Below are 18306 nucleotides of genomic sequence, written 5' to 3'. Positions count from 1 at the left end.
AACTAGCCGTAGACAGCTTCTTTTTTGAAGTGCTTGGCCAGCATGTAATAAACCACCGCGCGATATTTGTTGCGGTTGGATTTGCCATAGGTGGTGATGACAGAATCGATAGCCTCATCGAGCTGTGGACCGTCGCCGAGACCGAGCTTTTTCATCAGGAAGTTCTTCTTGATGCGTTCAAGCTCTTCTGGATCGGAGCTTGCGACGGTCGAAGCGTCTGCGTTGTAAATGGATGGACCGCAGCCGATGGTCACTTTCCGCAGAAGGTCCATGTCCGGTGACATGCCGCATTTGCTACGCAAGTCGTCCGCGTATTGCTCGATTAGTTCGTCCCGTTTGCTCATCATGCTCTCCTCAGCACATTTAGTGATGTATCCGACCGCAAGACTTGCGGATCGGGAATTCGCGTAAATGTGTTAACGGGGTCAACGCGGTACGTCTATGGAGATGATGAAACCATTGTGGGCTGTGGATGCCGCTTCTGTAAGGCTGGCGCAGACGCATGTCTCGTGGTGCAAGGACAACCATGCGCGCTTATCTCGATCTTCTGCAGCACATTCTCGATAACGGCACCGACCGCGGTGACCGCACAGGCACCGGCACGCGGTCGGTCTTCGGTCATCAGATGCGGTTCGATTTGGCTGATGGCTTTCCAATGGTCACGACAAAGAAGCTGCACCTGCGGTCGATTATCATCGAACTGCTGTGGTTCCTCAAAGGCTCTTCGAACATCGCCTATCTGCAAGACAACAAAGTGCGGATTTGGGACGAGTGGGCAGATGAGAATGGCGAGTTGGGGCCGGTCTATGGCGTACAATGGCGCTCTTGGCCGAAGAGTGATGGCTCGACGATCGATCAGATTGCTAACGTTATCGAGCAGATCAAGGCTAATCCGAATTCACGCCGATTGATGGTGTCTGCATGGAATCCTGCGTTGGTGGACGAGATGGCACTACCGCCTTGTCATGCGCTGTTCCAATTCTACGTCGCAGACGGAAAACTGTCCTGCCAACTCTACCAAAGGTCCGGTGATGTCTTTCTTGGTGTGCCGTTCAACATCGCGTCCTACGCGCTGCTAACGATGATGGTGGCGCAGGTGACGGGGCTGAAACCCGGCGAGTTTATTCACACGTTGGGCGATGCGCACCTTTACGCCAACCATTTTGATCAAGCCCGCGAACAGCTTTCGCGGGAGCCACGTGCACTGCCGCAAATGAAAATTGACCCATCGGTCGATGATATTTTCGGCTTTGAGTACGAGCATTTCGAACTCACCGGCTACGATCCGCATCCGCATATCGCGGCGAAAGTGGCGGTATGAACCCGCGCGTTTCGATTGTCGTTGCCGCTGCGGAAAACGGCATTATAGGCGCGGATGGCGATATGCCTTGGCGGTTATCGTCTGATTTGAAACGCTTCAAAGCGCTGACCATCGGCAAACCAATGATTATGGGGCGCAAGACCTTTGCCTCCATAGGCAAGGCCCTGCCGGGGCGCACATCTATCGTCGTCACCCGTGACCGAAACTATCAAGCCGAAGGTGCGGTGGTCGTGTCCGATCTGGATCAGGCTTTCGATCTGGCCCGCGAGGTAGCGTTTGCATCACAGGCAGATGAGATCGCTATCATCGGTGGGGGGCAAATCTATGCGCAGACGTTGGAACGCGCAGATATTGTTCACCTCACGACCGTTCACGCCGATCCCGAAGGCGACACGAGTTTTCCAACTCTTGATCCCCAGGAATGGTCTGTGGATCACGAGGAAACGGTGCCAGCAGGCCCTTCAGACAGCGAACCGACAACCTATCGTATCTATGAGCGAAAGGGTTCTGCATCTTGATCACCGGCCAGCGCGGCCTTGCCGCACCTTATCGTTTGGTAATTCGCGGTCGGCTTCGTTGAAAGCGATGCACCGCAACCCTATAACCTGACATGAACACGGCTCTTTCTGTGCGCGGTTAAGCCTGCCATAGAGCAAAGCTACAATTTCGACGATCAACCGACTTCTTGAACAAGGACATTATATGCCCTGGAGCAATCAAACCGGCGGTGGCCGGCCTGGTGGAAACAATGGCGGCCCAACGGGCGGCCCGTGGGGTCAGCCCCCACGCGGACCCGGAGGCCCTCCCGGTGGAGGCGGCGGTGGCGGTGGTAACCAACCGCCGGACCTCGAAGAAATGCTGCGCCGCGGTCAGGATCGTCTGAAAAACATCATTCCGGGCGGTGGCCCCGGTGGTGGCGGTGGCGGTATGCAGATTGGTGCTGCCGGTCTTGGCATCGTCGCTGTTCTGCTTGGTGGCCTATACCTCTTCTCCTCTGCCTATCAGGTGGAAGCGGATGAATTGGCCGTGGAAACCGTATTCGGTGTTCCGCGTAACGACGTTAATGAAGCTGGCCTGCACTTTGCATTCTGGCCGTTTGAACGCGTCGACAAGGTCAACATCGGTGTTCGTCAGGTGAATATCGGTTCCAGTGGCCGTGGTGGTTCGCAGCAGGGCTTGATGCTCTCCGGCGATCAGAACATCGTCGATGTGACCTTCTCGGTTCAGTACGATGTGAACGTTCCCAAGGACTTCCTGTTCAACGTCAATGATCCGACCGGCATGGTCGAGGAAGTGGCGGAAAGCGCCATGCGTGAAATCGTAGGCCGTCGTCCGGCGCAGGATATCTTCCGTGATGACCGTCAGGGCATCGCGCAGGATGTGCGTGAGATTACGCAGAGCATTTTGGACAGCTACGGCACCGGTATCGGCATTCGCGCACTGAACATCGAAGACGTGGCACCGCCTGCAAAAGTTGCCGACGCGTTTGACGAGGTGCAGCGCGCCGAGCAGAACGAGGACCAGTTCCAGGAAGAAGCGAACCGTTACTCCAACAAAGTGTTGGGTGAAGCGCGCGGTGAATCTGCTCAAATTCGCGAAGATGCTGCCGGTTACAAAAGCCGTATCGTTCAAGAAGCCGAAGGTGAGGCCGCGCGCTTCATCTCTGTTTACGAACAGTATGCCAAAGCACCGGAAGTGACGCGCAAGCGCCTGTTCCTTGAAACTATGGAAGGCGTGCTGCGCGATTCCAATAAGGTCATCATGGAATCCGGTGGTAACGGGCAGGGGGGCACAGGTGTTGTGCCATATCTGCCGCTGCCTGAAATTGGCAAACGTGCCAACTCCACCAACAACGGGGGAACCAACTGATGAGCAATCGTCTCACCGCCATCCTCGGCGCTATTGCCGTCGTCATTCTGCTGCTGTGGAGTTCGTTCTTCGTGGTCAACGAGCGTGAACAGGCTATCGTTCTTCGCTTCGGTGAAATCGTCCGTGTTGAAAGTGAACCGGGCCTCAATATGAAATTGCCATTCGGCTTCGCCGGTTTGGACACGGTCCTCATCATCGAAGACCGTCTGTTGCGCTTCGATCTGGACGATATTCGTGTTCAGGTTTCCGGTGGTAAGTTCTATGAGGTCGACGCCTTCATGACCTATCGCATCTCCGATGCTGCCAAGTTCCGGCAGCAGGTTGGTGCTTCTGTCACGCAGGCTGAAACACGGCTTCGTTCGCGTCTCGATTCGGCTCTTCGTCAGGTCTATGGCCGTCGCGGTTTCGAAGCAGCTCTTTCCGAAGAGCGTTCGGCCATGATGCGCGAAGTGCGCGACCAGATGCGTCCGGAAGCCGAAAATCTCGGCATTCAAGTCGATGATGTTCGTGTGCGTCGTACCGATCTGACCGCGGAAGTGTCCGATCAGACATTTGAGCGCATGAGCGCTGAGCGTCTGGCAGAAGCGGAACGCATTCGTGCCCGTGGTCAGGAAGCGGCCCGCCGTATCCGTGCATCTGCGGATCGTCAGACTGTGGAAGTGAAAGCCGAAGCCCAACGCGAAGCCGAAATTCTCCGCGGTGAAGGCGAAGGGGAGCGCAACCGTATCTTTGCAGAAGCCTACACCAAGGACGCGGAATTCTTCGAATTCTACCGTTCCATGCTGGCTTATAAAGAAGCGCTTGAGAATTCCGACACGACCTTGGTTTTGTCGCCGGATTCGCAGTTCTTCCGCTTCTTCCGCGATGCAAACGGTGCGCCAACGCGCTCCACGACAGGCTCGAACTAACTAACGGTGCGCCGACCATGGCTGAGATATTGGCTATGATCGGCGCATTTATCGCCATTGAGGGTGCGCTTTACGCTGGCGCACCCGGCTTTGTACGCCGAATGGCAGCGTTGGTGACTGAGATGGACGACCGCGAGATGCGAGTAGCTGGCTTCGTCGCCCTGTTCTTAGGCGTTGGAATTGTCTGGCTGGTGCGCGGATGACGAAGATTTAATCTCAAATGAAGGCGCGAACGGATGACACCGCTCGCGCCTTTCTTCACGATAAGACCATGATTTGCTGGCCGGGTGTTCCCTGCCACCACGGGAGATCGAATATGATCAAAAAGCTGTTCATCACCGCCGCCGCAGCGGCCGCCATGTTTACGACGCCTGCGCTGGTTTCGTCCTCTGCACCGGGCCTCGTGCCACTGGCGCACGCTGCCGGTCCTGTATCTGTGGCGGATTTGGCTGACGAGTTGATCGGCGCTGTGGTGAATATTTCTACCTCACAGAACGTTGGCAACAACAATGAAGGTACCAGCCGCGCGCCGCGCCCGAAGGTGCCTGATGGTTCGCCATTTCAAGATTTCTTTGATGAGTTCTTCCGCAATCAGGAAGAGGGCAACAGCGGCCCACCAAGCCGTCGCAACCAGCCGCGCAAGGTGAGCTCGCTTGGGTCCGGCTTTGTAATCGATCCTGCCGGTATCATCATCACCAACAACCATGTGATTGCCGATGCAGATGAGATCGAAATCGATTTCACTGACGGCACTTCGCTAAAAGCGGAAGTGATCGGTACTGACCCTAAAACTGATATTGCCGTTCTTCGAGTGACGCCGGAGAAACCCTTGCAGGCTGTGGCTTTCGGAAAGTCGGCAGGTGCCCGCGTTGGCGACTGGGTTATGGCTATCGGCAACCCGTTCGGGCAGGGCAGCTCCGTGACGCTGGGCATTGTGTCCGCCACCAAACGCGATATTCGTTCCGGCCCTTACGACAGCTTCATTCAGACGGACGCGGCCATCAACCGGGGTAATTCCGGCGGCCCACTGTTCAACATGGATGGTGAGGTTATTGGTATCAACACCGCGATTATCTCGCCTTCAGGTGGCTCTATCGGTCTGGGTTTTTCCATCCCCTCCGACCTCGCTATTAACGTCATTCAGCAACTGCGTGATTTCGGCGAGACTCGTCGCGGTTGGTTGGGCGTGTCCATCCAGCCCGTGACGGATGACATTGCCGAAAGCCTGTCCATGGCTGAAGCGCGTGGTGCGCTTGTTGCTGGTGTCACAAACAAGGGCCCTGCAAAAATCGCTGGTATTCAGGTTGGCGATGTCATCCTCGACTTTGACGGCAAACGCATTGAGCAGATGCGCGATCTGCCACGCATTGTGGCGGAAACGCCGGTCGGAAAAGCTGTTGATGTGGTCGTGCTTCGCAAGGGCGAAGAAGAAACGGTGCCGGTGACGCTGGGTCGTCTGGAAGATGGTGAGAAAGCTGCTGCCGAAGAAAGCGCAGAAGCAAAAGAGGAAACGGATGAGCCGAAGCCCGTTGTTGCGCTGGGCATGACCTTTGGCGAGTTGACCGACGAGCGTCGCGCCGAGTTCAAGATTGCCGATGATGTGAAGGGCGCGCTGATCACTGAGGTTTCTGATGGTTCCGCTGCTCAGGACAAAGGTATCAAACCCGGCTCTGTGATTAGCGAAATCGGACAAGAAGCGGTTGATACACCGGCAGATGTTGAGAAGCGCCTAGCAGCACTCAAGAAGGACGGTCGCAAAAAAGCGCTGCTTCTGGTTGCCGCCCCAGACGGTGACCTTGGATTTGTGGTGCTGAGCCTGAACTAAGTTGCTTCTGTGTTAATGGCGCTGGAACAGCGTAAGTGCTGTTAAATCAAATGACTGCATGAATCTGATAAGAAGGGCGGGCATCGAGTGCCCGCCCTTTTTCATTTCAAGTGCTGCCAAAATTCAGCCGACGAAATCGGCTTTGCGATAGCCCTGAATGTAGAGCAACGCCGTTAGGTCACCGTGATCGATGCGGAACTTTGCCTGTTCGGCCACTACGGGCTTTGCATGCAAGGCCACGCCGCTGCCTGCCAGTGTGAGCATGTCTAAATCGTTTGCACCGTCGCCAACCGCCATGACGTCATCTGCGGTAAGGCCACGTGCTGAGATGATCTCGTTCAATGCAATTGCTTTTGCTTCCTTGCCCAAAATTGGGTCGACCGCTTGCCCGGTCAGCTTTCCATTATGGCTTTCCAGAATGTTGGCGCGGTTTTCGTCGAAGCCGAGTTTTTCAGCAATGGCGCTGGTGAAGGCGGTGAAGCCACCCGACACGAGGGCGCAATATGCACCGTTGGCCTTCATAGTGCCGACCAATTGCGCACCACCCGGCATTGGGTCGATGCGGCTGTTAAGAACATCGTCCACAATGGTGTCTGGCTGCCCGCCCAACAGTGCGAGCCGCTCGCGGAAAGCGTCTTCGAAATCCACTTCCCCACGCATGGCGGCAGCCGTGATTGTGGCGACTTGTTCGCCAATGCCTGCAACGACTGCCAGTTCGTCGATGCATTCCTGCTGAATCATCGTGGAGTCCATGTCGGCCAGCAGCACGCTCTTGCGGCGGTTGTCGGCGTCCTGCACAACCACATCAATGGCCGCGCCGTTCAACGCGGCTAGAATGGCGTCACGGTCTCCGGAGGCGGTGTTCAACGGCAGATCGCAAGCGATGCCATCTGCCAAGAAATAAACGCCGCTGGCCCCAATTGCGTCGCGGGCTGTATCAGCAAGTTCTGGGGTAAGGCATGGGTTGGCCGGATTGGCGATAAGAGTGGCGACGCGCTCGCTCATTGGATATTTCGCTTTTGAAAGAGGGGCAGGGCGATGAATGAACCTCGACCGGATGCGATTTTGATAGCTGGACCTACTGCTAGCGGCAAGACAGGCCTAGCGGTTGAAACTGCACTTCGAGTTGGTGGCGAGATTATCAACACGGACTCTATGCAGGTTTACCCCAGTCTGCCGACCCTTACAGCGCAACCGAGTATGGATGAGCGTCAGGGCGTGCCGCATCATATGTTTGGGCACGCGCCACTTAATGAGCCCTACAGCGTTGCGCGCTGGCACACGGATGCGAAACTGGCTTTCGAAGATGTGCGAAGCAGAGACCGTGTTCCTGTTTTCGTTGGCGGAACCGGCCTTTATTTTAAAGCCATGCTGGAAGGCCTTGCGCCTGTTCCAACGATTGATCCGCAAATCCGCGAAGAGGTCCGTCAACGATCTTTGATTGGTGGCAGCGCTGCGATGCATGGCGAACTGGAGACTGTAGACCCTGATACGGCTGCAACGGTGCGACCAACAGATACCCAGCGCATCTGCCGCGCGCTGGAGGTTAAATTGTCGACGGGTCGTTCTCTGCTGGATTTTCGCAAGGAAGCTAAACGCGACCCGTTGCTCACGAAACATAGTGTTCAATCCACCGTGCTGATGCCGGACCGGGCTATATTGCATGAAAGGATCGAGGCGCGAGCGGTGACGATGCTTGAAAATGGAGCTCTTGATGAGGTGAAAGCCATCATCCGTCTCAATCTCCCGGCAGACGCAACTGTGATGCGCGCAATCGGTGTTCCGCAAATTACAGCCTTTCTTAACGGTGAGATCGGAAAGGTCGAGCTGCTACAGCGTCTTCAGGCTGCGACCCGACAATACGCAAAGCGACAATCTACTTTTTTCCGCGGACAGTTCGGAAATGATTGGGTTTTTCGCGATCCGCACAAAAGCTGATTTACATTCCAAACTGCTGTTCGGTTAGCCTTGTGTTTAGCTCTCGTCGTTAGTGTCTTTGCAATAGTTTCGTCTGCAATGACGGAATGGCTGGGTCACTTGCATTTCCCGGTTTCTCGAAGAGTGCGGAGCGTATGAAGCGATCGCAGGACGCAATATTCTGGATTTACGCTATCGGTGCCGCCGGTAGCCTGCTTCTGGCTGCCTCGTTTTGGGCCCTTCAATCCCTTCAAAACATTATATTTTTGGGTTTAACCGGTGAGCAGATTTCGCTTATTCTTGCATTGGTTACGCTGCTGTTCGGTCTCGTTGTGGCGCTTCCGGAACTTCGCTCGAAAGCCAAATTCAGCGAGGAATTGTCTGGTCGTACTGCCGAGCTTGAGGTCGCGGTCGTCACCGATCCGCTGACCAAGCTCTACAACCGCCGTTATTTTGAAGATGCTTTGAACGAGTATCTGGCTGAGTTCACCAAGATCGGTGCACCTCTTGCTGTGCTATCTCTCGATCTCGATCACTTCAAAAGCGTCAACGACACCTATGGCCATGATGCCGGGGATGTCGTTTTAAAACGCCTTGCTGAAAATTTGCAGGGGCTGATCCGTGAGCATGACATCGTTGCGCGAACGGGTGGCGAAGAGTTCTGCATTGTGGCGCCCTTTGCCAATCCTGCTCAAATCCGCCCATTTGCCGAGCGCATATGCCGTCATGTCGGCGAAATGCGCGTGGATATCGGCAATGTTGTCTTGCGCCCAACTATTTCGATCGGTGTTGCCTCCACCGTGGATGGTGTTTCCAACGTCAAAGAGCTGCTCAAACTTTCAGATCACAGGCTGTATTTGGCCAAAGAACAGGGCCGAAACCGCGTAGCAGCGTGATTTTTGGGGAAATGGCTGTTGACGCGGTAAAGCAGGCGTCTAATGTTCCAGCAACTTAATGGAGAGAACTATGTCCGAACTGGTAATCGTAGTGGGAATGCGCGTGGGCGTGATGGGCTGAAGGCCATCACGACGATGAAACGCGCGCCAGGCTCCTTCGGGGGCCTTTTTTATTGGGCGAATGACTTTTGGAAAGAATGGGAAGAGACAGATGAATACGCAGATTGAGACCGCTGAAGATTTAGGCCGCGAAATGACCGGCGCAGAGATGGTCGTGCAAGCGCTCATCGACAACGGTGTAACGGATCTGTTCGGCTACCCCGGCGGTGCTGTGCTTCCTATTTATGATGAGCTGCATCAGCAGAATAAGATTCGGCACATCCTCGTGCGTCACGAGCAGGGCGGCGGCCATGCGGCTGAAGGCTATGCGCGGTCCACCGGCAAGCCTGGCGTTCTTCTTGTCACGTCTGGCCCTGGCGCGACGAACGCGGTGACACCACTTCAGGATGCGTTGATGGATTCCATTCCCTTGGTTTGCATCACGGGGCAGGTGCCAACGCCGTTGATCGGTTCGGACGCGTTTCAGGAATGTGATACGGTTGGCATTACTCGGCCCTGCACCAAGCACAATTGGCTGTGTTCCGATGTAAACGATCTTGCCGGTATTCTGCACGAGGCTTTCCACGTTGCCACGCATGGAAGACCCGGTCCTGTGGTTGTTGATGTTCCCAAGGACGTGCAGTTCGCTACTGGCACTTACTATCCGCCCAAAGCCTTCGATCAGGGTGCTTACTCGCCCAAGACGAAAGGCGACGCACAGGCGATTGCTGATGCTGTCGCGCTGATGGCATCTGCCAAGAAGCCGATTCTTTACAGCGGTGGTGGTGTCATCAATTCCGGTGATGAAGCCACCAAGCTGTTGCGAGAGCTTGTGGCGGAAACGAATTTCCCCATCACCTCTACGCTCATGGGTCTCGGTTGCTACCCGGCTTCCGGTGACAACTGGCTCGGCATGTTGGGCATGCACGGCACCTATGAAGCCAACATGACGATGCATGATTGCGATGTGATGGTGTGCATCGGTGCCCGTTTTGACGACCGCATCACCGGTCGTCTCGACGCATTCGCGCCTGATGCCAAGAAAATTCATATCGACGTCGACCCGTCACAGATCCACAAAGTCGTCCATGCTGATGTGCCGATAATCGGTGATGTCGGCTCCGTTCTGGCCGATATGTTGGCCGAATGGCGCAAGCATAAGCACGACGCGCAGAAGGCCGAATTGAAGGAATGGTGGGCGCAGATCGATACTTGGCGCGCGCGCAATTCGCTCGGTTACAAGCAGAACGACGACGTTATCATGCCGCAATACGCCATCGAGCGGCTGCATGCGCTAACCAAAAACCAGAAGACATATATCACGACCGAAGTGGGTCAGCACCAGATGTGGGCGGCGCAGTATTACGGCTTCGACGAGCCTAACCGTTGGATGACGTCAGGCGGTTTGGGCACGATGGGCTACGGCCTGCCGGCGTCCTTGGGCGTGCAGATCGCACATCCTGATGCGCTGGTGGTGTGCATCGCGGGTGATGCCTCCGTGCAGATGAACATTCAGGAAATGTCGTCGGCCATGCAGCACAACACGCCGATTAAGATCATGATCCTGAACAACGAATATATGGGCATGGTGCGGCAATGGCAGCAGTTGTTGCACGGCAACCGACTGTCGAATTCCTACACCGAAGCCATGCCGGACTTCGTGAAACTAGCTGAGGCTTACGGGGCAAAAGGCATCCGTTGTACAAAGCCAGGTAAGCTGGATGAGGCCATTCAGGAAATGATCGACCATGATGGCCCGGTGATTTTCGACTGCTGTATTGTGGCGCTAGCCAACTGCTTCCCGATGATACCGTCGGGCAAGGCGCATAACGAAATGCTGCTGCCGGATGAGGCGACGGATGAGGTTGTCGGTTCTGCAATCGATGAAGCTGGCCGCGCGCTGGTCTAACGCAATCAAAACGGCGGCAGGTGCTACCTGCTGCCTCTCACCCCAAGGTGAGGCTGAAAGAGACAAGGGACCAGCAGATGGCCGATAAAATGCAAAATCAAGGCAACCCGATCGTATCGCCGCCGGCGTCCGCGTATTTCATCACGGCCAATCAGGACCAAGTGGTGCAACACACGCTATCGGTGCTGGTGGACAATGAATCCGGTGTGCTGGCACGGATAATTGGGCTGTTTTCAGCCCGTGGTTACAATATCGAAAGCCTGACGGTTTCCGAGACCGAACACGAGCGACATCTCTCGCGCATCACAATCATCTCCACCGGCACGCCCAAAGTGTTGGAGCAGATCAAACGACAACTCGAGCGTATGGTGCCCGTCCATCGTGTGGTTGACCTCACTCTAGTTGCCCACGAGCGTGGCCACGACAAACCGTTGGAACGTGAACTTGCGTTGGTGAAAGTGGCTGGCACAGGCGATCATCGCGTCGAAGCCCTTCGGCTGGCCGAAGCTTTTGGCGCGCAAGTGGCTGATGCCAATACCGGGCACTTTGTCTTCGAGATTACGGGCCGTCAGAACAAGATCGAGCAGTTCATTTCCATCATGGGGCCGTTGGGTCTGGTTGAGGTTTGCCGCACCGGTATCGCTGCGATGAACCGTGGTCCTGAGGGCATGTAATTTCTGCATGATTGTTGGCTATCCGAACGCGCCTTGTGCGCTTTGTCACAGCCATGCCGCGATGTTGGCGGTACTACTGAACGTGCAAAGGGGATGGATCGGTTTTCTCCGGAACCATTTGCAAGCAGCGGCTTTCAATCGCCCCTGAATAGTCGTTGTGGAGATTGCGGCGTTCCATCTGGAATGCCGCAATTTCATTTTTAAGGGCCGTTTGGTAGCAGGCCGCAATGGTGGACGCTGGCCCGTGCGGCGCGGTATGCTTTCTGCCAGCATCCTCTCGATCTCCTGCAGCTTATGACGAATACCGGCTCGCTTCCCCAATCCATCGACGCGACGAGCGAATTGCTCAACGCCAACGACTACGTTGCTGACCGTGCGCTGGCCACCGTTGTGTATTTATCGCTGAAGATGAACCGGCCTCTGTTCCTCGAAGGCGAGGCGGGGGTGGGTAAGACGCAGATCGCCAAGACCTTGTCTGAGGGGCTGGACCGCCCGCTGATCCGTCTGCAGTGCTACGAAGGCCTAGACATCTCCACTGCCGTTTACGAGTGGAACTACGCCGCGCAGATGATCGATATTCGCATGCGCGAAGCCTCAGGCGACACGGACCGCGATGCTATGGAGCAGGGGATTTTCTCCGAACGGTTCCTCATCCGCCGGCCAATCCTGCAAGCGCTACAGGCAACCGATGGCAAGGCGCCGATACTGCTGATTGATGAGTTGGATCGCACGGATGAGGCGTTCGAAGCTTTCCTTCTGGAAGTTCTCTCGGACTTTCAGGTCACGATACCTGAACTTGGAACCATCAAGGCCGAAGAGCCGCCTATCGTCATCGTGACCACCAACAGGACGCGGGAAATCCACGATGCCCTCAAGCGCCGGTGTCTCTACCACTGGGTGGACTATCCCGATGCGGAGCGCGAGTTGGAAATCGTCAATCGCAAGGTGCCGAATGCCTCTGCTGAACTGGCGTCACAAGTTGTCGCTTACGTGCAGAAATTGCGGAAGATGGAACTGTTCAAAAACCCGGGCATTGCCGAGACGCTCGACTGGGCCACTGCGTTGCTGGAACTCGATAAAATCGCACTCGATCCGCAGGCTGTGTCCGACACGCTTGGTGTGCTGTTGAAGTATCAAGACGATATCGCCGCGATTCAAGGCAGTGCTGGTGCAGAAATTCTGCGTGAGGTGCAGGCCGAAGCGAGGGCTGATGGTGCAAAGGCAGGTGCCGGAAAACCGCAGCTCTGACATGGCAAAAGCCTGCGTCACAGACACAGACGATATCGCCGAAGGCAAGCTGCCGGAAAACATCGTCTATTTCGCCCGTGCCTTGCGCGATGCTGGCCTGAAACTTGGCCCCGCCAGCGTGGTTGATGCTGTGGACGCTCTGCGGGCGGTGGGTATTGGCAGCCGTGATGATCTCTACTGGACGCTGCATTGCATATTAGTGGCCAAACGCGAGGACCACGCGACCTTTGATGAAGCGTTCCGGCTGTTCTGGCGCTCCCGTGATCTGGTGGAAAAGATGATCGCCATGTTCTCGCCCATGTCCGACCCGCGTACCGAGCCAGAGAAAGCTAGGGCTGCCCAGTCACGTGTTGCCGAGGCATTGTTCGGGCAAGAGGAACGCGAGGAGGCACCGGCAAAGCCGGAGTTGGAGATCGACGCGAGCTTTTCCATGAGTGCCAATGAAGTGCTGCGGACCAAGGATTTTGCACAAATGTCGTCGGCAGAGTTTTCTGCAGCTCGTGCCGCTATCGCGCAATTGTCGTTGCCAGACGACAAGATAAGGACGCGGCGTTTTAGGTCTGATGCATCAGGCAATCGTGTCGATATGCGATCCGTTATGCGTAAAGCGATGGCGACCGGTGGCGACCTGCTGTTGCCGCAGTTCAAATCGCCCCGCGAGGTGCAGCCGCCATTGGTGGTGCTGGCAGATATTTCCGGTTCCATGAGCCAGTACAGCCGTATTTTTCTGCATTTTCTCCACGCACTTTCCGGCAAGCGCGGGCGGGTACACACGTTCCTGTTCGGTACGAGGCTGACCAACATCACACGCGCCTTGCGCAGCAAAGATCCCGATCAGGCCATGGATGATGTGGCAGCGCAGGTGTTGGACTGGGAAGGCGGAACGCGCATCGGCGCGACGCTGCACCAGTTCAATCGCCAGTGGAGCCGCCGGGTGTTGGGGCAGGGGGCTAGTGTACTGCTAATCACCGATGGTCTGGAACGTGCGTCCGACGATCATGCTTTGGCAGAGCTGTCCGTCGAAATGGAGCGGTTGCAGAAAAGCTGCCGCCGCTTGATCTGGCTGAATCCTCTCTTGCGCTTTGATGGTTTTGAGCCTCGTGCAGCTGGTGTGCGGACCATGTTGCCCTTCGTTGATGATTTTCGCACGGTTCATTCGCTGGATTCTCTCACCCAGCTTTGCGACGCTCTTGATGGTCGAAAGCCGCAACGGAACCTGAGGATGACCGGATGAGCGAGATTACAGACGACGCTTTGAACATCGCGGAACGCTGGACTGGCGAAGGTCGCGCTATAGCGCTTGCTACCGTCGTGGAGACTTGGGGTTCCGCGCCACGTCCTGCTGGCAGCCAGTTGGTGATCGATTCTGACGGCAATTTCGAAGGTTCAGTTTCCGGCGGTTGTGTGGAGGGAGCCGTGGTGTTCGAGGCCGTCGAGGCCATTGAAACCGGTGCGCCTAAAATGCTGGAGTTCGGTATTGCCGATGAGGCCGCTTGGGAAGTTGGTCTGTCCTGTGGTGGGAAGATTCGCGTTTATGTTCAGCCGGTTGCGCGCGCGTGAAGAGCTCTGACCTCATTGTACTGAATGCTCTGCGTGCAGCCCGCCAACCGGCAGTCGTTGTGACAGAAATCGCTAGCGGTGATGTTCAGGTGCTCACTCAGGCAGAGGCATTGGCGCATGGGTTGGTCGATGAGATCAAGCCCCGCCTGCTGACTGGGAAGTCCGGCATGGTGGGCGTTGCCGGTGCTGAGTATTTTATCCAACTGCACCTACCGCCACCGCGTTTGGTCATAATTGGTGCCGTGCATATTTCGCAGGCGCTCGCGCCGATGGCGGCGCAATGTGGTTACGATGTTGTTGTGGTTGACCCTCGCACGGCCTTTGCAACCCCGGAGCGTTTTACCGGTGTGACGCTGCAAGCAGATTGGCCGGAACAGGTGTTGGATGCTGATCCGTTGGATGCTTGGACTGCCGTTGCAGCTGTTACCCACGATCCGAAGATAGACGATCTGCCCTTGAAGCGCGCGTTGGATGCGAGATGCTTTTATGTGGGTGCCTTGGGTTCGCGAAAAACTCACGGCAAGCGTCTCTCCCGTTTTGCCGAAGCGGGGTACGATGAGAGCCTGGTCTCGCGAATTGCTGCGCCCATTGGCTTAGATATCGGTGCGGCTAACCCCGCTGAAATCGCAGTCGCAGTGATGGCGCAAATCATTGAAGCCCATCGCCGCCGTCCCCTTGGCGACTTGGATAGCGCAGCATGATTTTTGGAGCGGCGCCGGTAGCGGATGCGGTGGGCTGCATTTTGGCTCACTCTACAGATGTCGGCGGCGGACGATTGAAAAAGGGGCGTTTGCTGAACGCCGAAGACGTCCAAGCTCTAGCCTCTGCTGGTCATAGTGAAGTGATTGTCGCGAGGCCTGACTCTGCAGATGTGCTGGAAGATCAGGCCGCTTTGCGCATTGCCAAGGCTTTGAACGCAGATTCTCATTTCTGCGGCTTGGCGCTCGCCGAACCGGGCACAGGGCGTGTGAATCTCCACGCCGTTCGGGCCGGTTTGTTTGATGTACAACGCGATGCGGTGGATCGGCTGAACCGCATTGATCCTGCAATTACACTCGCCACCCTTCCTAATGACAGCGTGGTGGAAGCTGGACGCATGGTGGCGACGGTGAAAATTATCCCGTTTGCCGTTGCTGAAGCGGATGTTGCTGCTGCCGAAGCATTGGCACGTGATAGCTTCATGCTGGCGGTTCATGCACCCACGGCGATGCGTGTCTTCCTCGTCCAGACCGAATTGCCGACCGTAAAAACGAGCGTGCTGGATAAGACCGCTCAACGTTTGGCCGATCGTTTGGCGCTGTCCGGTAGCAAAATTGCTGGCGAATGGCGGGTTCCGCATAGCGAGGCCGATGTTATCGAAGCTTTCACCGCTATCGAGAATGTTGGCGATTTCAGCGACGAGCGCGACATGCTGGTCATTTTTGGCGCGTCGGCCATCACAGACCGCGCAGACGTCATTCCCGCGGCGCTGAGGGCAGTTGGCGGCACGGTTAGTACGGTTGGTATGCCTGTCGATCCTGGTAATCTTCTGATGACCGGTCGTCTGGGTGGCCGGAACGTCATTGGCGCGCCTGGTTGCGCGCGCAGCCCTGCAGAAAACGGCTTCGATTGGGTGCTACAGCGTATAATCCATGTAGGCGGCTGCACCGATGAATGGATAAGCGGGCTAGGGGTCGGTGGGTTGCTGATGGAAATCCATGACCGACCCCAGCCGAGAGAAGGTTGATATGATCGGTGCCATAGTCCTTGCTGCTGGCCGGTCCACGCGCTTTGGCGAAGAGAACAAGCTGCTGGCAGAGTGGGGTGGCAAGCCTCTGGTTCGCCATGTGGTCGATGCGGCGTTGGCCAGCCAGCTTGACCGAGTGGTGGTTGTGACGGGCCACGAGCCGGAGCTGGTTGAGGCCGCGCTTCAGGAGGGTATAGCGACTATCCAAAATTACGAATTTCGCGAGGGTATGGCGGGATCGATTAGAGCCGGAAGTTACCGGCTGCAGGGGCATATGCACGTCATGGTTCTGCTTGGGGACATGCCACTGGTGACTTCGCAGCATATTGATCGAATGATCGCGGCTTTCGATGGCGAGCGAATTGTAGCCGCGACCTGCGACGGCGAGATCGGCAATCCGGTACTTTTCCCGAAGACGCAATTCGCACCATTGAAATGCCTTGATGGTGATCGCGGTGCACGGTCTTTGATGAGTGAAAATTCCACTATCACAGTAGAGATAGGGCAGGCGGCTGCGCGTGACTTCGATACACAGGACGAGCTAATCGCTCACTCCACCGGTCCAAATACCTCCTGAAACGAATCTTTCAAAGCAATGTCGCAATCGTCCATTGTGACAGGCAAGCCGAGGTCCACGAGGCTGGTGACGCCGTGTTCGCGAACGCCGCAAGGAATGATTCCTTCGAAATGGGAAAGTTCCGGTTCGACATTGATCGAGATGCCGTGGAACGACACCCATTTGCGTAAGCGAATGCCGAGCGCGGCAATCTTGTCTTCGGCGACCTTGCCGTTCTGGGATGGTCGGTCTGGGCGTTGCACCCAGACACCGACCCGGTCGGTGCGTCTTTCTCCACGAATGTTGAACTTGTCCAATGTTGCGATCAGCCAATCTTCAAGCGCGATTACGTATCGGCGCACATCTTTCTCACGTCGGTTCAGGTCTAGCATCACATAGGCCACCCGCTGGCCCGGGCCGTGATATGTGTACTGCCCGCCGCGACCGGTCTGAAAAACGGGAAAGCGATCCGGTTGGGTCAGGTCGGCCCCGTCGGCGCTGGTGCCTGCCGTATAGAGTGAGGGATGCTCCACAAGCCATACGCATTCTGCAGCTTTGCCGTCCGCTATCGCGTTGACCCGTTGATCCATGAAGGCGATAGCGTCTTCGTATTGAGTAATACCTGATGCGACGATCCACTCGACAGGTCGCATATCGGCATCGTTCATGAAGCTTGAGGCTGCCGATGCCGTATCGCGGGCATTGATTTTTTTGCTTTTCATATGCCTGCTTTCGCAAAAGCGCTTGTGTCTCGGCAACCCCTTTGTTACATCGCCCGCGCACCAGTGAAACGACCCTGGCATGTGCGGCCGTGGCGGAACTGGTAGACGCGCAGCGTTGAGGTCGCTGTGGGGTTAAACCCGTGGAAGTTCGAGTCTTCTCGGCCGCACCAGTTTTTGCAGATAATCTGCCCTTACGGGCAAGCTGCATTCTTAAATTGCCAGACTAATTTTCCGCCGAAGCAAGGAAGCGTTCCATGCCGAAGGGCTTTGCGTTGCCTGGCGCTAGATATGGGTTTGAAAAGGCAATTACGAAATAAAGTATGAGCCCTGTGTAAGCGGCGAACGCAGTGATTAGGCCCAGATTGACGGGCGTAATTTGCCAAGTGAAGTAGGCTGCCGAAATAAGCACGATCCCTGAAATTGCTGCTACCAGAAAGAGGGTAGAGGTCTCGGAGAGCGCGGCATTTTCCCGTGCCTCCCGCAGTTCTGATAGCTCACGAATATCGCTGAGCATGAAATTGAGCAGTCGTTCCTGCCGTTTCGTTTCCGGTGTGAGTTCAAGAATCGCTTCATATGTCGTCTCCCAAGACTTCCAAGCTTGAATTGAAAGGCTCCGCGGGCCTGCAAGTGCAGGCCACTCCTTCTCAACCACCACTTTCGCGTAGCTAACCAGTTCTGTGCGAATGCTGTCGGCATCATCGCCGCCATAGCGCTTTAAATCGTGATAGATGTCGCCGACCATGGCCGCTTCACGGGCAGATGTGTTGTGGACGTCTTTAATGCTGTCGAGTTCTTGAGCGAAGACGAGTGCTAACACGAGGCCGTGGAGGGCTGCGATGCGAAAGAGAACTGAACCTGCAAGGTCGTGGGTTTCTTTAGTTGCGTAATGACCCACGAGTTTCCGCGTTACCGCAAGGGTTGCTAGTGAGAGCGCGATAATGACGGCAATAAATACTGTTGCAGAAAGAACTACGGGCAGACTGAGCAGCGCACTCATGATGGCGTCCATTGAATTGGTCCCGGTTTGAAGCTGGTATTGAATCTGGATCGGCCTTCAGTTGGACCTGGCGAACTAA

General features: G+C 56.0%; 20 protein-coding genes and 1 tRNA gene. 17 read left to right on the top strand and 4 right to left on the bottom strand.

Features of this window, described 5'->3' with window-relative positions; all coding sequences use genetic code 11:
* Positions 1-2 precede the first annotated feature (2 nt).
* Positions 3-344 (bottom strand): DUF2853 family protein, encoded by a 342-nt coding sequence (locus R2A130_RS04925; protein WP_009757668.1) that lies wholly within the window; start codon positions 342-344, stop codon positions 3-5.
* 182 nt (positions 345-526) lie between these two features.
* Between R2A130_RS04925 and R2A130_RS04920 the strand changes: the two genes are divergently transcribed.
* From R2A130_RS04920 to R2A130_RS04895, 6 genes are all read left to right on the top strand, one after another.
* On the top strand, positions 527-1321 hold the full coding sequence (locus tag R2A130_RS04920; RefSeq protein WP_040304655.1) for a thymidylate synthase: 795 nt from the start codon (positions 527-529) through the stop codon (positions 1319-1321).
* On the top strand, positions 1318-1839 hold the full coding sequence (locus R2A130_RS04915) for a dihydrofolate reductase (protein WP_009757666.1): 522 nt from the start codon (positions 1318-1320) through the stop codon (positions 1837-1839). The genes R2A130_RS04920 and R2A130_RS04915 overlap by 4 nt, the downstream gene beginning before the upstream one ends.
* Before the next feature lie 184 nt (positions 1840-2023).
* Complete coding sequence (hflK, locus tag R2A130_RS04910; protein WP_009757664.1) at positions 2024-3190, top strand: FtsH protease activity modulator HflK; 1167 nt, start codon at positions 2024-2026, stop codon at positions 3188-3190.
* The gene (hflC, locus tag R2A130_RS04905) at positions 3187-4098 is read left to right on the top strand and encodes a protease modulator HflC (RefSeq protein WP_156798377.1); all 912 of its coding nucleotides are present in this window, start codon (positions 3187-3189) and stop codon (positions 4096-4098) included. Before hflK ends, hflC begins: the two co-directional genes overlap by 4 nt.
* Before the next feature lie 17 nt (positions 4099-4115).
* Positions 4116-4301 (top strand): DUF2065 domain-containing protein, encoded by a 186-nt coding sequence (locus tag R2A130_RS17990; RefSeq protein WP_040304653.1) that lies wholly within the window; start codon positions 4116-4118, stop codon positions 4299-4301.
* A gap of 113 nt (positions 4302-4414) precedes the next feature.
* Positions 4415-5923 (top strand): Do family serine endopeptidase, encoded by a 1509-nt coding sequence (locus R2A130_RS04895; protein ID WP_009757661.1) that lies wholly within the window; start codon positions 4415-4417, stop codon positions 5921-5923.
* Positions 5924-6046: 123 nt separating this feature from the next.
* Here the strand turns inward: R2A130_RS04895 and serB are convergent, their stop codons facing one another.
* On the bottom strand, positions 6047-6928 hold the full coding sequence (gene serB / locus R2A130_RS04890; RefSeq protein WP_009757660.1) for a phosphoserine phosphatase SerB: 882 nt from the start codon (positions 6926-6928) through the stop codon (positions 6047-6049).
* Positions 6929-6961: 33 nt separating this feature from the next.
* Between serB and miaA the strand changes: the two genes are divergently transcribed.
* From miaA to R2A130_RS19115, 10 genes are all read left to right on the top strand, one after another.
* On the top strand, positions 6962-7861 hold the full coding sequence (gene miaA, locus R2A130_RS04885; RefSeq protein ID WP_009757659.1) for a tRNA (adenosine(37)-N6)-dimethylallyltransferase MiaA: 900 nt from the start codon (positions 6962-6964) through the stop codon (positions 7859-7861).
* A gap of 86 nt (positions 7862-7947) precedes the next feature.
* Complete coding sequence (locus R2A130_RS04880) at positions 7948-8736, top strand: GGDEF domain-containing protein (RefSeq protein WP_009757658.1); 789 nt, start codon at positions 7948-7950, stop codon at positions 8734-8736.
* A gap of 211 nt (positions 8737-8947) precedes the next feature.
* Positions 8948-10744, top strand: a complete 1797-nt coding sequence (locus R2A130_RS04870) for an acetolactate synthase 3 large subunit (RefSeq protein ID WP_009757657.1) — start codon at positions 8948-8950, stop codon at positions 10742-10744.
* Between the two features lie 77 nt (positions 10745-10821).
* Complete coding sequence (ilvN, locus tag R2A130_RS04865; protein WP_009757656.1) at positions 10822-11418, top strand: acetolactate synthase small subunit; 597 nt, start codon at positions 10822-10824, stop codon at positions 11416-11418.
* A gap of 294 nt (positions 11419-11712) precedes the next feature.
* The gene (locus tag R2A130_RS04860; protein ID WP_009757653.1) at positions 11713-12666 is read left to right on the top strand and encodes a MoxR family ATPase; all 954 of its coding nucleotides are present in this window, start codon (positions 11713-11715) and stop codon (positions 12664-12666) included.
* Position 12667: 1 nt separating this feature from the next.
* Entirely contained in the window at positions 12668-13900 is a 1233-nt protein-coding gene (locus R2A130_RS04855; protein WP_009757652.1) for a VWA domain-containing protein, read from the top strand.
* The gene (locus R2A130_RS04850) at positions 13897-14226 is read left to right on the top strand and encodes an XdhC family protein (RefSeq protein ID WP_009757651.1); all 330 of its coding nucleotides are present in this window, start codon (positions 13897-13899) and stop codon (positions 14224-14226) included. Before R2A130_RS04855 ends, R2A130_RS04850 begins: the two co-directional genes overlap by 4 nt.
* Entirely contained in the window at positions 14223-14927 is a 705-nt protein-coding gene (locus R2A130_RS04845) for an XdhC family protein (RefSeq protein WP_040304651.1), read from the top strand. Before R2A130_RS04850 ends, R2A130_RS04845 begins: the two co-directional genes overlap by 4 nt.
* Positions 14924-15952, top strand: coding sequence for a molybdopterin-binding protein (locus R2A130_RS19120; RefSeq protein ID WP_009757649.1), 1029 nt, complete (start codon positions 14924-14926; stop codon positions 15950-15952). The genes R2A130_RS04845 and R2A130_RS19120 overlap by 4 nt, the downstream gene beginning before the upstream one ends.
* On the top strand, positions 15924-16529 hold the full coding sequence (locus R2A130_RS19115) for an NTP transferase domain-containing protein (protein ID WP_371179369.1): 606 nt from the start codon (positions 15924-15926) through the stop codon (positions 16527-16529). Before R2A130_RS19120 ends, R2A130_RS19115 begins: the two co-directional genes overlap by 29 nt.
* Here R2A130_RS19115 and lipB read toward each other — a convergent pair.
* Entirely contained in the window at positions 16502-17230 is a 729-nt protein-coding gene (gene lipB, locus R2A130_RS04835) for a lipoyl(octanoyl) transferase LipB (protein WP_009757647.1), read from the bottom strand. The genes R2A130_RS19115 and lipB overlap by 28 nt on opposite strands.
* A gap of 83 nt (positions 17231-17313) precedes the next feature.
* On the opposite strand from lipB, the gene R2A130_RS04830 reads away from it, so the two are divergent.
* A tRNA-Leu gene (locus tag R2A130_RS04830) sits at positions 17314-17400 on the top strand.
* A gap of 53 nt (positions 17401-17453) precedes the next feature.
* On the opposite strand, the gene R2A130_RS04825 is transcribed toward R2A130_RS04830, so the two are convergent.
* Positions 17454-18239 (bottom strand): DUF4239 domain-containing protein, encoded by a 786-nt coding sequence (locus tag R2A130_RS04825; RefSeq protein WP_009757646.1) that lies wholly within the window; start codon positions 18237-18239, stop codon positions 17454-17456.
* Positions 18240-18306: the final 67 nt, after the last annotated feature.

It is taken from the genome of Ahrensia sp. R2A130, from assembly GCF_000179775.1.
Classification (GTDB): Bacteria; Pseudomonadota; Alphaproteobacteria; order Rhizobiales; family Rhizobiaceae; genus Pseudahrensia.
The sequence above is the reverse complement of the archived record's forward strand: the minus strand, read 5'-3'. Positions and strand labels throughout refer to the sequence as shown.

Bases quoted from the DNA above. Each gene is read 5' to 3' on its own strand.
- R2A130_RS04925 (WP_009757668.1), bottom strand. From the start codon at position 344: ATGAGCAAACGGGACGAACTAATCGAGCAATACGCGGACGACTTGCGT.
- R2A130_RS04920 (WP_040304655.1), top strand. From the start codon at position 527: ATGCGCGCTTATCTCGATCTTCTGCAGCACATTCTCGATAACGGCACC.
- R2A130_RS04915 (WP_009757666.1), top strand. From the start codon at position 1,318: ATGAACCCGCGCGTTTCGATTGTCGTTGCCGCTGCGGAAAACGGCATT.
- hflK (WP_009757664.1), top strand. From the start codon at position 2,024: ATGCCCTGGAGCAATCAAACCGGCGGTGGCCGGCCTGGTGGAAACAAT.
- R2A130_RS17990 (WP_040304653.1), top strand. From the start codon at position 4,116: ATGGCTGAGATATTGGCTATGATCGGCGCATTTATCGCCATTGAGGGT.
- R2A130_RS04895 (WP_009757661.1), top strand. From the start codon at position 4,415: ATGATCAAAAAGCTGTTCATCACCGCCGCCGCAGCGGCCGCCATGTTT.
- serB (WP_009757660.1), bottom strand. From the start codon at position 6,928: ATGAGCGAGCGCGTCGCCACTCTTATCGCCAATCCGGCCAACCCATGC.
- miaA (WP_009757659.1), top strand. From the start codon at position 6,962: ATGAATGAACCTCGACCGGATGCGATTTTGATAGCTGGACCTACTGCT.
- R2A130_RS04880 (WP_009757658.1), top strand. From the start codon at position 7,948: ATGGCTGGGTCACTTGCATTTCCCGGTTTCTCGAAGAGTGCGGAGCGT.
- R2A130_RS04870 (WP_009757657.1), top strand. From the start codon at position 8,948: ATGAATACGCAGATTGAGACCGCTGAAGATTTAGGCCGCGAAATGACC.
- ilvN (WP_009757656.1), top strand. From the start codon at position 10,822: ATGGCCGATAAAATGCAAAATCAAGGCAACCCGATCGTATCGCCGCCG.
- R2A130_RS04860 (WP_009757653.1), top strand. From the start codon at position 11,713: ATGACGAATACCGGCTCGCTTCCCCAATCCATCGACGCGACGAGCGAA.
- R2A130_RS04855 (WP_009757652.1), top strand. From the start codon at position 12,668: ATGGCAAAAGCCTGCGTCACAGACACAGACGATATCGCCGAAGGCAAG.
- R2A130_RS04850 (WP_009757651.1), top strand. From the start codon at position 13,897: ATGAGCGAGATTACAGACGACGCTTTGAACATCGCGGAACGCTGGACT.
- R2A130_RS19120 (WP_009757649.1), top strand. From the start codon at position 14,924: ATGATTTTTGGAGCGGCGCCGGTAGCGGATGCGGTGGGCTGCATTTTG.
- R2A130_RS19115 (WP_371179369.1), top strand. From the start codon at position 15,924: ATGACCGACCCCAGCCGAGAGAAGGTTGATATGATCGGTGCCATAGTC.
- lipB (WP_009757647.1), bottom strand. From the start codon at position 17,230: ATGAAAAGCAAAAAAATCAATGCCCGCGATACGGCATCGGCAGCCTCA.
- R2A130_RS04825 (WP_009757646.1), bottom strand. From the start codon at position 18,239: ATGGACGCCATCATGAGTGCGCTGCTCAGTCTGCCCGTAGTTCTTTCT.